Raw genomic sequence first — 15,395 nt, forward strand, 5'->3', positions numbered from 1 at the left:
GGCCGCATCATCGCCACGCGTGCTGCGCAGCAATTGAAGCCCTGCCTGCTTGAACTGGGCGGCAAGGCGCCTTTGGTGATCTGCGCCGATGCGGATCTCGACGAGGCGGTAAAGGCGGCGGCTTTCGGCGCCTATATGAACCAGGGCCAGATCTGCATGTCGACCGAGCGGATCATCGTGGTGGACGCCGTGGCCGATGCCTTTGCCGAGAAATTCGCCGCCAAGGTCAAGACCTTGACCGCAGGTGATCCGCGTCTGGGCAACACGCCGCTGGGCGGGGTGGTTGATGCCAAGACGGTGGCGCATTGCCTCAGCCTCGTCGATGATGCCGTGGCCAAGGGTGCAGTGCTGCTGACGGGCGGGGAAACCACGCTCAACGTCGTGATGCCCGCGCATCTGGTGGACAAAGTGACGCCGGACATGAAGCTGTTCCGCGACGAAAGCTTTGGCCCCGTCGTCGGCATCATCCGCGCGCGCGACGAGGCCCACGCCATCGAACTGGCCAATGACACCGAATATGGCCTGTCCGCCGCCGTGTTCACGCGTGACATCGCCAAGGGCCTGACCCTTGCCAAGCAGATCAAGTCGGGCATTTGCCACGTCAACGGCCCGACCGTCCATGACGAGGCCCAGATGCCCTTCGGCGGCGTCGGCGCATCGGGCTATGGCCGCTTCGGCGGGCGTCAGGGCATCGACAGCTTCACCGAAACACGCTGGATCACGGTGGAAACACAGAACGGGCATTTCCCCATCTGATGCGTTGTAAAGGGCCAAGACGCTCTAACCCCTGCCCCCCATTTAATACGTCAAGAAAACATAAGAGGATTCCATGCAGCCCTATCCCCCGCTCAGCCTGCAAATCGCTGGCGAAACCCTGTCTGTCGGCCATCGCGACAGCTTTACCGTTCGTAACCCGGCCACGGGCGAAGCGCTGGCCCAATTGCCGTTGACCGATGCGGAGGATCTGGATCGCGCGCTTGAGGCAGCGCAGCGCGGTTTCCGCCACTGGCGCCAAACCTCGGCCCAGCAACGCGCCGAGGTGTTGGAAGGCGCCGCGCGCCTGATGCTGGAGCGCCGCGAGGAACTGGCATGGATAGCGACGCAGGAACAGGGCAAGACACTGGCCGAAGCGCGCGCCGAAGTGATGATGAATGTCGGGCTTTTCCGCTTTTACGCTGGAGAGGTGCATCGCATCTATGGTCGCCAGTTGGTACGCCCTGTCGGCCTGCGTTCCACGGTGGTCCATGAACCGGTGGGGCCGGTTGCGGCCTTTGCGCCATGGAATTTCCCCCTTGGCAATCCGGGGCGCAAGCTGGGCGCGCCGATTGCGGCGGGCTGCTCGGTGATCCTCAAGGCGGCGGAAGAGACACCCGCCTCTGCGCTGGGGGTGCTGCAATGCCTTTATGACGCCGGATTGCCGCGCGATGTGGCGCAGGCGGTGTTTGGCGATCCGGCACAGGTTTCAAGCCATCTTTTGCGCTCGCCCGTGATCCGCAAGGTGAGTTTTACCGGATCGACCACCGTGGGCAAATTGCTCATCAAACAGGCCGCCGACGATCTGAAACGCACCACGATGGAACTTGGCGGACATGGTCCGGTGCTGGTGTTTGGCGATGTGGATCTTGATCGCGTACTGGACACGGTGGTGCCGCACAAATTCCGCAATGCAGGACAAGTCTGTGTGGCCCCCACGCGTTTTATCGTCGAAGACGCCATTTACGACCGTTTTGTTAACGGCTTTTCCGCAAGGGCCAAGGCTTTGAAAGTCGGACCGGGTTGGCAGGAAGGCGTGCAAATGGGGCCAATGGCCAATGCCCGCCGTCCTGAAGCGATGGAAAAACTGGTAACGGATGCAGTGGCACGCGGCGCGCGCCTGATGACGGGCGGTGAACGTATCGGCAATCAGGGTTATTTCTTCGCCCCCACTGTCTTGGCCGACACGCCGCTTGATGCCGAAATCATGAACGAGGAGCCATTCGGTCCGGTCGCACTGATCAACCGCTATGCGGACGAGGAAGCGATGATCGCGGAGGCAAACCGCCTGCCCTATGGTCTGGCCGCCTATGCATGGACACAGGACTATCAGCGCCACCGCCGGCTTTCCGCCGAACTAGAGACGGGCATGCTGGCCATCAACACCACCACGATCGGCGGGGCCGATGCGCCCTTTGGCGGGGTCAAATGGTCGGGCCACGGGGCAGAGGACGGCCCGGAAGGTTTGCAGGCCTGCCTTGTCACCAAAACTATTCATGAAGGATAAGAGACACGCGGCATAGGCTGCATTGCCGCCGGGAAAAGATCCCCGGCGGCAATGCCATCACCCAAATTGCCGGGCAAAGCGCGCAAACAGCCCGCCATCGCGCAGCAAGGCGATCTGTGCGTCCGAACCGACATCAGCCCGCGCAGGAAAGCGCCTTGCCTCCTCGCCCGGCGTGTCGATCTCGATGGTCAGATCGCGTTGGTCCGCATTCAACCGCTCGATCCCCAAAATAGCGATACGGCTGTCTGCACGGACAAGTTTGCTTGCGTCCTGATCCCACAACACCGGCAATACGCCCATCGCCACCAGATTGGCGCGATGGATACGCTCAAAACTGCGCGCGATTATCGCCCGAACGCCCAGCAAGGCTGTGCCTTTGGCCGCCCAGTCGCGTGCCGAACCGGTGCCATATTGCCTGCCTGCAAAAACCACCATCGGCGTGCCCTTGGCGGCAAATTGCTGGGCGGCCTCAAACACCGATTTTTCCTCTCCATCCGGTCCCAGCGCAAGATTGCCCGCAGTGCTGGCCAACAGATTGACAAGGCGGGCATTGTCGAATGTCCCGCGCAGCATCACGCGGTCATTGGCCCGCCGCTCGCCATAACTGCCCAAACTTGTCACGCCTGCCGTGCGCAGCCATGCCGCCGCCGGCGATGACGCGCCGATCCGTCCGATGGGCGAAATATGATCGGTCGTCACATTGTCACCCAGCACCAGCAGCGCCCGCGCATCGCATAGATTGCCGGTCAAACCCTGTTTCGTTCGGGCGAAAAATGGCGGTGGCAGCACCATGGTCGATGACGCATCCCATGCGAATTGCGGCCCATCGGGGGCGGCCAGCGCGTGCCATTGATCCATCTGCGGACATGGGCATCCGTCATTCTCCACCGCCCGCAAAACCGCCGTCACCTCCGCTGTGCCGGGCCAGAGATCGGACAGCCGCACCGGCGCTCCATCGCGCCCAACCCCCAGCGGATCATCGGCCAGATTGACCGTCAGGCGCCCCGCCAGTGCGGCCGCCACCACCAAAGGCGGCGATGCCAGATAATTGGCGCGAATGGCCGGATGGATACGGTTTTCAAAATTGCGATTGCCAGACAGCACCGCCGTCAGCAAAGCGCCTTGACGCAACGCCTCTGGTTTCAATTCGCCCGAATTGCCGACGCATGTGGTGCAGCCATACCCCACCACATGAAAGCCCAGCGCATCAAGAGCATCCTGAAGCCCCGCGCGTTTGAGCATGTCGGCCATACGCGGAGATCCGGGGGCCAGAGATGTCTTGACCCATGGCGGCACCGAAAGTCCGTGCGCCACCGCTTTTTGCGCCAACAAACCGGCGGCCACCATCAATGCGGGATTGGCGGTATTGGTGCAACTGGTAATGGCCGCAATGGCAATGAGGGCATCATCATCCTGCGCAAAATTTTCGCGCAGGCTGTCGGGCACCGCCGAGAGCCCAAGGATCTGTTGCGGGCGACTTGGCCCTGCCATCAACGGTTCGACCTTACCCAGATCGATGGTCACACGGCGCGAATAGAGCCTTGGCGGACCGGCGTCGCGCCATAATCCGGTTTTGCGCGCATAGGCTTCGTAATCCGCCACCGGGCGCCCCATCGCCGCCATATAGTCCAGCGTCGCCCGATCCACCGGAAACAACGCAGCCGTCGCGCCATATTCGGGGCACATATTGGCAATGGTTGCCCGGTCGGTCAGCGTGAGATGGTCGAGCGCCGGGCCGCAAAATTCGACAATCTCATCCACCACATTGGCGCGGCGCAATTGGGCCGTGATGAACAGGGCCGCATCGGTCGCCATCACCCCCTCGAACAGGGCGCCTTCCAGCCGCACCTCGACCACGCGGGGCAAGGCGATCGGCACCGGCGCGCCCAGCGCCGCAAGTTCCGCCTCTATCCCGCCCACGCCCCAGCCCAGCACGCCCAGCGCATTGACCATTGTGGTGTGGCTGTCCGTACCGATCACGGTTTCGGCGATCCATTGTCCGTCGTGGCGGATGCATCCGCTGGTCAGGCGTTCCAGATTGATCTGGTGACAGATGCCCTGTCCGGGCGGCACGATGTTCAGACGGTCAAAGGCGCGTTCGGCCCATTTGAAGAAACGGTAACGTTCGGCGTTGCGGACATATTCCAGCGCCAGATTGCGCGCAGCGGCATCGGGCGAGCCGCTGTGATCGACATGCACCGAATGGTCGATGACCAGATCGATAGGAATCGCCGCATCGACCGTTTCGGGCCTGTACCCATGCGCCGCGGCATAGTCGCGCAGCGCCGCCAGATCGGCCAGAGCCGCCACGCCCGCTGTGTCCTGCATCAGGATGCGCGAAGGGCGGAAAGGGATTTCCGCCTCCACCGTGCCACCATCGAGCCATTGGCGGAAATGGGCGATATAGGGCACGGGATCGGCTTCATGGGCCAGAATATTTTCCAGCAGGATCGTCAGCGAACGCGGCAGGGCGGAAAGCGCCGAGCGGTCCTGTTTGTTCAGGCGCGAAAGCATGGGTTCAATCCGCCGCCGCGATCCGCGCCCTTAGCGCGCGCAGGCTGCCCCCGGTCTTGATCTTGCCCGGCAACGGATGGCCCACGATGCTTTCGGCCAGACGCGCGCATTCGGCCAGTTTTTCAAGGTCGATGCCGGTTTCGATGCCCAATTCCTCGCACAGGAACACAAAATCCTCGGTGGCAATATTGCCCGCCGCCCCGCCATGCGCGGCAAAGGGGCAACCGCCCAGCCCCCCCACGGCCGCGTCATAATGACATACCCCCATCTCAAGCCCGGCCATCGCATTGACGATGCCCAACCCGCGCGTGTCATGCAGATGCAGCGAGAGGTCGAGATCCGGCCATTTTTCGCGCACGGCCCCGACCACGCGCCGGATGCGTTCGGGCGTGGCCCATGCCATCGTATCGCCCAGTCCCATCAGATTCAGTTTTTCGCCGCAATCCTGCGCGATCGCGAGCATGTCGCCCACGAGGCTGACCACGCGCGCAGGATCGACGTCGCCTTCGAAATTGCACCCAAAGGCGGCGGTGACAAAGCCGGTCCGGACCGGAATGCCATGGGCCTGATACATGGCGATCAGTTCAGGCTGGGCCGCGCGCTGCTGCTGGGCTGTGCGGTTCTGATTGCGTTTCAGGAACATGTCCGAGGCATAAAGCGTCAGCTTGCCTTCAAGGTCGAGCCGCCCGGTGGCGATTGCCCGCTCCAGCCCGCGTTGGTTGAGCCAAAGGCCAGCATAGCGCACGCCCTCGCGCATGGTCATGCCCGCCACAACCGCTTCGGCATCGGCCATGCCGGGCACTTTGCCGGGATGTACGAAAGAGGTCACCTGAATAAGGCCCACCCCGGTATCGGACAGCGCATCGATCAATCGGATCTTGTCACTCGTGGGGATCGGCGCGCGCTCGATCTGGAATCCTTCACGCGGGCCTTCTTCCTTGATAAAAACGCGGGCGGGCAGGTTGGTCATTTTTCTTCTCCCGAAACGAAAATGCAGCAAACCGGGCATGAGCCATTGACATTTCGCGTCTCTGTTCTGCTATACAGAACATCGAGGCAATTAGGTGCAAGGCAAAGCGTGAACATGAATTCAAAGCCTGGGGTCGCAGCGGTTGATCGCGCGCTGGATATTCTCGAAGCCTTTCGCGCCGGCAAACCTGTGCTGACGCTCGCCGAAATCGCGCGGATCACCGGGCTTTACAAAAGCACGATCCTGCGCCTGCTGGGCAGTCTGGAGCGCTATGGCTTTGTCTGGCAACGTGCGGACGGCACCTATCAATTGGGGGCCAGCCTGCTGTCTTTTGCCGCAGTGTTTCAGGATTCCTTCGACCTGCGCCATTTTGTCGAGCCGGTGCTGGACCAACTGGTGATCGATACGTCGGAAAGCGCGACTTTCTATATCCGCGATGGCGACGATCAGGTCTGTCTGTTCCGCGCCGATGGCAGCAATGTCGTGCGCGATTACAGTGTGCGCCCTGGATCGCGCCGCACTTTGAACAAGAGTGCGGCCAGCGCGACCCTGTTGCAATTCGATGGCGGATTGCGGGCGCCCTTGTCGCGCGATGCGATGGTGCTGGTATCGGTGGGTAACGTCAATCTGGACATGGCGGCGATTGGTGTGCCGGTGTTTGGCGCCGATGGCGGCTTGCAGGGCGCAATTACCCTGTCCGGCCCCAGCCTGCGCTTTACCGAGGAATATGTCGCCCGCCTGGCGCCCGTGGCGGTGGAGGCCGCGATCGCCCTCTCGCTGCGGTTGGGCGCAAGACCGGGTCTGCTCCCTCCCTTGCAACCTGTCGCGTTGACGGCGGAATAAATCCCCCATCGCCTAGATCGCCCCACTGGCCTTAAGCCGGGCCAGAGCAGCATCGTCGCGCCCAAGACTGGCGTAAATGTCGGCATTGTGTTGCCCCAGCCATGGCGGGGGGCAACGTGCGGCAGGCTGGCTGTCGGCAAGGTCGAAACCGGCACGCACCACCCGGACCCCACCGAAGTCGGCATCAGGCATCGCTAGATCCTGCAAAAGATCGCGTGCGGCGATCTGAGGATGGGCAAGGATTTCGGGTACGGTCAGGATCCGCCCCGCCGGAATGCCATGGGCGTTAAGCAGGCCTTCCCACTCCTGCGCGCTTTTGGCGGCCAGCGCCTGTTCTAGTTCTGCATTGATCGCGGCGCGGTTGGCCTTTCGCGTCTCGCGCTCGGCAAAGCGGGGGTCGATGGCAAGGTCGGGGCGCCCGATCAGCTCACACAGCTTCTCGAACTGCTCCTGCTTGTTGGCGGCAATGTTGATAGGCCCATCGGCGCAGCGAAAGGCGCCCGATGGCGCGGCGGTCATGTTCTGATTGCCGATGGGGCGCGCCTCGACCCCGGCGATCAGGTAATTGGACACCGCCCACCCCATGGCCGAGAGCGTGGCGTCCAGCATCGAGAGGTCGATGAAGGCCCCCTCGCCCGTCCGTCCGCGTTTGACCAGCGCGCTGACCACCGCAAAGGCAGCCGCCATCCCGCCCAACGTATCGCACAGCGGATAGCCCACGCGCAGGGGCGCGGTATCGGCGTCCCCGGTGATGCTCATCACGCCCGACATGCCCTGCACGATCTGGTCATAGGCCGGGTTGCCCGCCAACGGACCCTTCTGGCCAAAGCCGGAGATCGCGCAATAGATCAGCCCCGGATTGGCGCTGCGCAACGCGTCATGGCCAAAGCCAAGGCGCTCCATCACACCGGGACGGAAATTTTCCACCAGAACATCGGCGCTCGCCACCAGATCGCGGAACAGCGCCTTGCCCTCGGGGTGTTTCAGATCGACCGTCACCGACAGCTTCCCCGCGTTCTGCGCGAGGAAGCTGGTGCCCATCAGTTGCGCGTTGAGCGCGGGCGACGCGCCCAGCTTGCGCGCCAGATCGCCGTCCTTCGGGTTCTCCACCTTGATGACCTGCGCCCCCAACAATGCCATCTGATAGGTGGCATAGGGGCCGGAAAGGATATTCGTCAGATCGAGAACCCGAATGCCCGAAAGCAGGTCGGCGGGGGGCCGCTGCGCATGATCCGTCACGTGTCAGATCTCCGCCGTGTTCACATCATAGCGATAGAGCCAGTCATAGCGGTCGCGGATCGGATCGCGGCTCCATTCGGCCTCCATATAGGCGACGGCACCTTCCTCGGTGGCCAGTGCGGATTCATGGAAACGGGCGGTGTTTTCCTTGGCCCCTCGCACCATCGCGCTGGTACGTTCGACGCGCGCCTGTTCATAGCGGTGCAGCGCCTCGACCGGATCGGCATATTTGTCGAGGCAGCGGCCCAGCACCACCCCGTCCTCGATCGACATGACCGCGCCCTGCGCCAGGAAGGGAAGCGTGGCGTGGCAGGCATCGCCCAGCAAAGTGGCCCGGCCCACGCTCCACGTCTGGCGCGGCGCGCGCTCCATAAAGGCCCATTTCATCACCGAGGGCGCGGCGCGGATCAGCGTCTGGACATCCTCGTGCCATCCGGCGAAATCGCGGGCGCATTCCTCGTTCGAACCTTGCGTGTACCAGCTTTCCACCTGCCAGTCGTCGCGCTCGATCGTGCCGATCATGTTCATTAATTTGCCCCCGCGCAGGGGATAGTTGACCAGATGCCCGCCTGGGCCGATCCACGTCCAGCCCAGCATGTCGCGCAGCCTTTCGGGCAGGCGATCCATGGGAATGACCCCTCGCCAGGCGATCATGCCGGTGAACTGCGCCTCATCATCGCCGAAGAGGCAGCGGCGCACGGTGGATTTCACCCCGTCCGCGCCCACCAGCAGGTCGCCCTGCGCATGGGTGCCATCGGCGAAATACAGGGTCACGCCATCCTCGCGCACGTCAATGTTGTTGACCGCTTTGGCCAGATGGACCGCATCGGGCTTGATCGCGCGGACCGCATCGATCAGCGTGGCGAGCAGATCGGGACGATAGACCGTCAGATAGGGATAGCCGTATTTCTCAATCGCCTCCGGGCCAAGGTCGAACATCGGCCATGCGCGGCCCGTGTTCCACAGGCGGAATTCCTTGCGGCGCGGCGCGCAGGAGGCCGCTTTAAGCGTTTCAAACACGCCCAGCGCATCGAGCGCGCGCGAACCATTGGGGCTGATCTGAACCCCCGCGCCCACTTCGCCCAGTTCGGGGGCCTGTTCATAGACCTCGACATCATAGCCTCGGCGCAGCAACGACAGGGCCGCCGCCATGCCCCCGATACCACCGCCCGCAATCAGAACCTTGAGAGATTTTGTCATATATCGCTCCCCAAACTCGTGAATTTTTTTGAAATGGTAGGCGCTGGGTCAGTCCACCGCGCTGCGCAGCCAATCGAAAGCCGCCATGACCGGCGCGTCGGAAACCTTGAGCAACAGCGCATCGCTGTCGGCGCGGTGGCGATAGGGCCGCCATGCCGGGATCGCGATCGTGTCGCCAAAGCTCCAGTTGAAGGTCTGGCCGTCGATGTCGGTCTGGCCATGGCCTTCGACCACGGCGTAGATGATGTTGGCCGTGGTCCGGCATCGCGCGGTTTCCCGCCCGGCGATCAACCTTTGCATATCCAGCCGGATGGTTTTCAGCGCCGGATCGCCCAATTGCACGCTGGCATGCGCATCATCGGACGCCGCCGCCACATCGAGCCGCGCCAGCGTATCCTCGCGCCGGAACGCCAGCGGCGAACTGTCGACCGGCGCCGGATCGGCTTCGACCCCTTCGGGATGCGGCTCATAGAACATCGGTTCCAGCAGATGGACCAGCGGAACGTCGAGAAAATCCATCCAGTAGCAATCATCCGGCCCGACATTGTCATGCGAATGCCACGCCCATGCCGGGGTCAGCAGCACATCGCCCGGACGCATCTCCACCCGATGGCCGTCAACCACGGTATAGGTGCCCCGCCCTTCAAGGATCAGGCGCAGGGCGTTAGGCGTATGGCGATGGGCGCGGGCCGTCTCGCCGGGGCGGATCATCTGATAGGCCGCCACCATTGAGCGCAGCGTCGAATAGACATTGCCCTCGACCGGATTGAACATGGTCAGATTACGACGCTCGGCCTTGTCGGTGCCGATCAGCTCGCCAGCGCGGGCAAGGATCGGCTTGACATCCGCATAGCGCCATTGGTGCGGCAGGAAATTGGCGCGCGGCTGCGGCCAAAGCGCGGGAAAGCGGCGGTGCCAGCCCCCTTCCATGTTGAGCGCGGTGAAGGCAGCGTAAAGGTCATCGAGCGTGGCAATGTCGGCCATGGCGCGTTCAATCCTGCTTGATGATGGGCGGGACATAGGGCGCGGCGAAAACCTCGCTGGCCCCTTCGCGGCCCTGCACCACGTCCACGGTCATTTCGCCAAGGCGGGTGATCGAGATGCGCACCTTGTCACCATCGACGATGGGGGCCACGCCCTGCGGCGTGCCGGTGGCGATAATGTCGCCCGGTTGCAACGTCATCACCGCCGAGGCGGTCTCGATCATGCCGGGAATATCGAGCACCAGATCGCGCGTATTGGCATGCTGGCGCAGCTCGTCATTGACCCACAGGTTCATCTCCAGCTGGTCGGGATCGGGCACTTCATCGGCCGTGGTGATCCACGGACCAACTGGGCAGAACGTGTCATAAGCCTTGCGGAAAACGCGCTCTTCGCGGCCGCGCACCACCATGTCCATCAGGCAGGCATAGCCGAACACCGCCTCGCGCCAGTTTTCACGCGGGACCGAACGGCAGGTCTTGCCAATGACGATGCCCAGCTCGGCCTCATGATGAACCTCGCGCCCCGGCACATGGGGCAGGATGACAGGATCATTCGGACCCGAAACCGACGAGGAGGGTTTGAGGAAAAACCCCTGATTGGTGGCGCGATAGCCCGCCTGCATTTCGCGGCCATGGGCATGATAATTCACCGGATAGGCGATGACTTTGTTGGGCCATGGCACCGGGGTTTCGAGGCGCACATCGGACAGGCTCTTGCGCGGCGCGGTGGCCAGGGCGGCCTCGATCCGTGGGCGCAGAATGGCGAAATCACGGATCAGCACCAGCGGGCCGACCGGCGGCCATTGCGTGGGATCCACGCCGCAAACCTGCGTCACATCGGCGATTTCATTGCCAACACAGACCCCGATCCGGCCACCATCAAATCTTGCGAGACGCATTGCTAATTCCTGTTCTATTGAAAAGAACGATGTTCTTTTTATAAACGAGTCGGCGATGAAATCAACTGTATTCACGATGCCGAAATGGTGATTTCTGTCACCCGCACCGACGCGCATCGCCAAGGAAAAGGGCGCGCGACAGCATCGCGCGCCCCTTCACATCACCCCATCATCGGGCGTCAGATTTCAGAATTTGGCGCGCAGGCGGGCGCCCCATGTGCGCGGCGGCGCAAGGTCATGGCCATTGTAATTGGCGATGAAGGGGTATTGCTGCGTGCCGGTATAGACGGCGGTATTGCCGATATTGCGGACAAAGGCCTGAACCGAGAAGCGATCACCCGGCGCGTAATAGGTCAGGCTGGCGTTAAACAGGGCATAGGCATCGGCCCGCGCATTCTCGACAAATTCGGCCGAAAGCCAGCGCGAGGAGGCAAAGCTCATGTCGGGCGTGAATTCCACCCGCGCGCCGTCCTTCAGGTCAAACGTGTGGGTATAATTGACATTGCCCGAAAATTTAGGCGTGCGCGGCAATTGGAAGCCGTTGCAATTGACGGTCCAGAAACCGATCCGCGCATTGCCCCCGGTGATCGGGGTCACGCCGCAGGTGGTCGTCGGATCGGGACTGGCCGCGCGATAGACCTGATAGGAGAAGTCCTTGTATTTGCTCTCGGTATATTCGACTCCGACATGGAAGGAGTCGTTCATCGTCGGGCGAAGCGTGGCCTCCAGCGTGATGCCCTTGGCCACAGCCTTGCCCGCGTTGAACAGCGAGGAAACCTGCGCGCCGCCGCGATCCAGCTGCGAGAAGTTCTCCTGCCGGTTCTTGTAATCCATATAGAACAATTCGGCGTTGATCAGCAGCAGGCGGCCAAAGAAGCGGTTCTTTGAGCCGATCGTATAGGCCGTCACGTCCTCCGGCTTATACGGGTCGATGTCGGCGTTGGACTGACCACCCGATTTGAAGCCGGTAACGACGCTGGCATAGAGCATGTTCTGGGGCGCCACGTCGAATTCGACGCCCGCCTTGTAATTCAGCCGCTTGGCCGAATAGGTGCCCTTCACCCACGTACCCGACGAGGTGAGGATTTCACAGGAGCCGCCAATGGCCGTACCGCCCGACGGACAGGCCAGGCTGCCCGCGATGGCATAGCGGTGGCCGTCAACCGATTTGGTTTCATCGGTATAGCGCAGGCCCGCCGTGGCGCGCAAACGGCTGGTCAACGAATAGGTCGCTTCACCGAAGGCGGCATAGGCCCGGGTGTTCAACTTGGCGATAAAGGCCGTGTCAGACGCGCGGCCAAGGCGGACGGCATTATAGCTGTCCTGATCCTCGTTGAAATAATATCCGCCGATCACCCATTTGACGCGATTGTCCGCATGGCCAAGGCGTACTTCCAGCGTCTGGCCTTCCGAGACGGACGGCGCGCCGTTGAAGTAGTTGTTCGTGCTGAAATAAAGCGCGGGCATGACCAGCGAGTCCTGCGTCACGCGCTGATAGGCCGGGATCACGGTCAGCACGGCCGGGCCAAGGTTCCAGTCGATATGGCCGTTGATGCCCAACACGTCGACGTTCTGATAGACCTTGCCGGTATCAAGCGGATAGATCCCCGGAGGTGCCGTCACGCTGCCGATCAGGGTGTTGAGCGACTGGTTGATCGAAGTCCAGCGATTGGCGGGAATGATCGGCTTGGGGTTTGTGAGGCCGGGGGCGCTGGGAGCGGTCGGTGCATAGACCACCTTGCCCGGCCCGCGACCGCCCAGATGCTGATAATTGACGCCAAGACGCAAGGTCAGCGTCTCCGTGGGTTGCGCTTTGACCTGAAGCCGGAGCGAGTGATGTTTATCATCATCGGTGCCGTCACTGATATAGCCATCGCGCGACACACCCTGGAACGATGCGCGCACCGCCAACTTTTCCCCCAGAGGGATGTTAAGCGCGCCTTCGGCATTATAGCCGCTGTAATTTTGAAAACCGGCGCTGACATATCCCTCGAACTGACCCAGTTTGGGCTGGACCGGGATGATGTTGAGCGCGCCGCCCGTGGCATTGCGGCCATAGAGTGTGCCCTGCGGGCCTTTGAGCACTTCGACGCGTTCGAGGTCATAGAAGGTCGCGGCCACGAACTGGCTGCGTGCGGCAAACACACCATCATAGGCCTGCGCCACGGCGGGGTTGGAATAGCCGGTGGTCGAGAAGTCACCCGCGCCGCGAATATAGACCTGGATCGCGCTGCCCCCCTGCGCAATCTGGACGCCGGGCGAAAGGCGGGCCAGATCGGTGGCCTGGGCCACACCGGCGCGGGTCAGCGTTTCGGCGGACAGCACGTCGATGGAAACGGCGGTCTTTTGCGCACTTTCCTTACGGAACTGGGCCGTCACAACGATTTCGTCGTTGGTGGGCGTGGGCGGAGCTTCGGCGGCGCAGGCCACCGCAGGCAACAGGGCGCTGGCGGCAACACCCAACAGGAACATCGCCGCGCGATCGCAACGTTTCATCTCAATCCTCCCCAATCTTTTCACAATTATCACACTTGGCCTTCGTCGGCAGGAGCGGCTTGCGGCGCGTTCTTACTGACGGAATGATGTTCTTATAAAATGCGATTCAGCTTGTGTCAATCAAAGTTGATTACAGATGTATTCGTCAATTTATGACGCCTTATAAGTCGTTTAGACGATTTCCATAGCAATCTAGACAGCTTGCCTCAATCACGATAGAACAGCATTCTATTTTCAGCGCGACTCCCCCAACGCGCCTTTGGGAGACGATGACATGACAACTTTCCCCGACGTTCCGGCCTTCACCGGCTTCAACACCCCATCGCGGGTAGAGGCCAACGTCCAAGACCTTGACGTGCGCGGCACGATCCCGCCCGAAATGGACGGCTGCTTCTATCGCGTTCAGCCCGAGCATCAGTTTCCACCCCTGCTGGGCAATGACATCGCGTTTAACGGCGATGGCATGATCTCGATGTTCCGCTTCAAGGATGGCCGGGTCGATTTCACCCAGCGCTGGGCCAAGACCGACAAGTGGAAGCTGGAGAATGCGGCAGGCCGCGCGCTGTTCGGCGCCTATCGCAATCCGTTGACCGACGATGAAAGCGTCAAGGGCAAGATCCGGGGCACCGCCAACACCAACGCCTATATCCATGGCGGTCGGCTCTATGCCTTGAAGGAGGACAGCCCCGCGCTGGTGATGGACCCGGTCAGTCTGGAAACGCAGGGCTACACCGATTTTGACGGGCGGATGAAGGGCGAGACTTTCACCGCCCACCCCAAGACCGATCCGGCCACGGGCAATATGTGCGGCTTTGGCTATGCCTCCAAGGGCCTGCTGACCCGCGACATGACCTATTACGAGATCAGCCCCCAGGGCGAGCTGCTCTATGACGTGTGGTTCGAGGTGCCCTATTACTGCATGATGCATGATTTCGCGATCACACCCGATTATGCGCTGTTTTCGGTGATGCCGATGACCAGCAGTTGGGAGCGGTTGAAGGCGGGAAAGCCCCATTTCGGCTTTGATACCTCGCAGCCCACCTATCTGGCCGTGATGCCGCGTAAAGCAGGTACCACCGCGCAGGACATCCGCTGGTTCAAGGGCGGCAATTGCTTTACCGCGCATGTGATGAACGCGCATCAGGACGGCACAAAGCTGCACCTCGACCTGCCCGTGGCGGCGAATAACATGATGCCCTTCTTCCCGGACATCAACGATGCGCCCTTTGATCCGGTGGCGGGCGCGACCTATCTGACGCGCTGGACCGTTGATCTGGCGCAGAATGAGGAGGAATACCGATCCGAGCGCCTGTCGGACATGATCGGCGAATTTCCCCGCATCGATGATCGCTTTACCGGGCAAAAGAACCGCTATGGCTGGATGGTCGTGATCGATCCTTCGCAGCCGGTCGAATTGAAAGGCGGCAGCGCGGGCGGATGGGTGATGAACACGCTGGGCTTTGTCGATCTGGAAAACGGCACTGAGCAGAAGTGGTGGTGCGGCCCGGTCTCCTCAATCCAGGAACCCTGTTTCGTCCCCCGCCCCGGTTCGGACCGCGAAGGCGACGGTTGGATCGTCATGGTCTGCAACCGTCTGGAAAACCACAGCAGCGACCTGCTGATCTTTGAGGCCACCGACATCGCCGCCGGGCCGATCGCCACCATTGCCATCCCGGTGCGTCTGCGCTTCGGCCTGCATGGCAATTGGGCCGAGGCCAGCGCGGTCAGGGCTTTGGAAGAGGCGTGAATTATGGAGGAGCGGGGGCTTTGGCTCTCGCTCTTTTTCTTGGGCAAGGATGCCTCCGGCGGGCAAAGGGCGGCGGCCCTTTGCAATCCCGTTAATGGAGTCATGCTTGGCTGAAAGCTATGCGTGAAACAATTAAAGCCTGCGGCGCGGCAAACTTATCATTGTCTGCGCCGCAGGCTTTAAAATTGCTGAGACTGGGGCATCAATTTCGGCTGCCACCCTGACGCAGTATAGACAGTAATGG

Annotated in this window: 11 protein-coding genes; 4 read left to right on the forward strand and 7 right to left on the reverse strand. The window is 61.9% G+C overall.

The window, feature by feature from the left end; genetic code table 11:
* A partial coding sequence (locus ACZ9HU_RS02140; protein WP_476101793.1) for an aldehyde dehydrogenase family protein occupies window positions 1–756 on the forward strand: 756 nt, incomplete at its 5' end.
* A 73-nt stretch (window positions 757–829) separates the two neighbouring features.
* Window positions 830–2,260 (forward strand): NAD-dependent succinate-semialdehyde dehydrogenase, encoded by a 1,431-nt coding sequence (locus tag ACZ9HU_RS02145; RefSeq protein WP_476101795.1) that lies wholly within the window; start codon window positions 830–832, stop codon window positions 2,258–2,260.
* Window positions 2,261–2,317: 57 nt separating this feature from the next.
* Here ACZ9HU_RS02145 and acnA read toward each other — a convergent pair whose 3' ends face one another.
* Window positions 2,318–4,774, reverse strand: coding sequence for an aconitate hydratase AcnA (gene acnA / locus ACZ9HU_RS02150; protein WP_476101797.1), 2,457 nt, complete (start codon window positions 4,772–4,774; stop codon window positions 2,318–2,320).
* A gap of 4 nt (window positions 4,775–4,778) precedes the next feature.
* Complete coding sequence (locus tag ACZ9HU_RS02155; RefSeq protein ID WP_476101799.1) at window positions 4,779–5,744, reverse strand: hydroxymethylglutaryl-CoA lyase; 966 nt, start codon at window positions 5,742–5,744, stop codon at window positions 4,779–4,781.
* Window positions 5,745–5,858: 114 nt separating this feature from the next.
* Between ACZ9HU_RS02155 and ACZ9HU_RS02160 the strand changes: the two genes are divergently transcribed.
* Window positions 5,859–6,587: an IclR family transcriptional regulator gene (locus tag ACZ9HU_RS02160; RefSeq protein ID WP_476101801.1), complete on the forward strand. Its 729-nt coding sequence runs from the start codon at window positions 5,859–5,861 to the stop codon at window positions 6,585–6,587.
* Window positions 6,588–6,599: 12 nt separating this feature from the next.
* On the opposite strand, the gene ACZ9HU_RS02165 is transcribed toward ACZ9HU_RS02160, so the two are convergent.
* From ACZ9HU_RS02165 to ACZ9HU_RS02185, 5 genes are all read right to left on the reverse strand, one after another.
* The gene (locus ACZ9HU_RS02165; RefSeq protein WP_476101803.1) at window positions 6,600–7,826 is read right to left on the reverse strand and encodes a CaiB/BaiF CoA transferase family protein; all 1,227 of its coding nucleotides are present in this window, start codon (window positions 7,824–7,826) and stop codon (window positions 6,600–6,602) included.
* A 3-nt stretch (window positions 7,827–7,829) separates the two neighbouring features.
* Window positions 7,830–9,026 (reverse strand): FAD-dependent monooxygenase, encoded by a 1,197-nt coding sequence (locus ACZ9HU_RS02170; RefSeq protein ID WP_476101805.1) that lies wholly within the window; start codon window positions 9,024–9,026, stop codon window positions 7,830–7,832.
* Window positions 9,027–9,074: 48 nt separating this feature from the next.
* Complete coding sequence (locus ACZ9HU_RS02175) at window positions 9,075–10,010, reverse strand: cupin domain-containing protein (protein ID WP_476101807.1); 936 nt, start codon at window positions 10,008–10,010, stop codon at window positions 9,075–9,077.
* 7 nt (window positions 10,011–10,017) lie between these two features.
* Window positions 10,018–10,908, reverse strand: a complete 891-nt coding sequence (locus ACZ9HU_RS02180) for a fumarylacetoacetate hydrolase family protein (RefSeq protein WP_476101810.1) — start codon at window positions 10,906–10,908, stop codon at window positions 10,018–10,020.
* A 186-nt stretch (window positions 10,909–11,094) separates the two neighbouring features.
* Window positions 11,095–13,404: a TonB-dependent receptor gene (locus ACZ9HU_RS02185; protein WP_476101812.1), complete on the reverse strand. Its 2,310-nt coding sequence runs from the start codon at window positions 13,402–13,404 to the stop codon at window positions 11,095–11,097.
* A 274-nt stretch (window positions 13,405–13,678) separates the two neighbouring features.
* Between ACZ9HU_RS02185 and ACZ9HU_RS02190 the strand changes: the two genes are divergently transcribed.
* A complete protein-coding gene (locus ACZ9HU_RS02190) occupies window positions 13,679–15,151 on the forward strand; it encodes a carotenoid oxygenase family protein (protein ID WP_476101814.1) in 1,473 nt (490 codons plus the stop codon).
* Window positions 15,152–15,395: the final 244 nt, after the last annotated feature.

The sequence above is a fragment of the Novosphingobium sp. Sphag1I genome (assembly GCF_056279125.1).

What these genes read in the sequence shown, in the direction of transcription:
- acnA (WP_476101797.1), bottom strand. Translation starts at nt 4,774, where the DNA reads ATGCTTTCGCGCCTGAACAAACAGGACCGCTCGGCGCTTTCCGCCCTG.
- ACZ9HU_RS02155 (WP_476101799.1), bottom strand. Translation starts at nt 5,744, where the DNA reads ATGACCAACCTGCCCGCCCGCGTTTTTATCAAGGAAGAAGGCCCGCGT.
- ACZ9HU_RS02175 (WP_476101807.1), bottom strand. Translation starts at nt 10,010, where the DNA reads ATGGCCGACATTGCCACGCTCGATGACCTTTACGCTGCCTTCACCGCG.
- ACZ9HU_RS02190 (WP_476101814.1), top strand. Translation starts at nt 13,679, where the DNA reads ATGACAACTTTCCCCGACGTTCCGGCCTTCACCGGCTTCAACACCCCA.
- ACZ9HU_RS02170 (WP_476101805.1), bottom strand. Translation starts at nt 9,026, where the DNA reads ATGACAAAATCTCTCAAGGTTCTGATTGCGGGCGGTGGTATCGGGGGC.
- ACZ9HU_RS02180 (WP_476101810.1), bottom strand. Translation starts at nt 10,908, where the DNA reads ATGCGTCTCGCAAGATTTGATGGTGGCCGGATCGGGGTCTGTGTTGGC.
- ACZ9HU_RS02145 (WP_476101795.1), top strand. Translation starts at nt 830, where the DNA reads ATGCAGCCCTATCCCCCGCTCAGCCTGCAAATCGCTGGCGAAACCCTG.
- ACZ9HU_RS02160 (WP_476101801.1), top strand. Translation starts at nt 5,859, where the DNA reads ATGAATTCAAAGCCTGGGGTCGCAGCGGTTGATCGCGCGCTGGATATT.
- ACZ9HU_RS02185 (WP_476101812.1), bottom strand. Translation starts at nt 13,404, where the DNA reads ATGAAACGTTGCGATCGCGCGGCGATGTTCCTGTTGGGTGTTGCCGCC.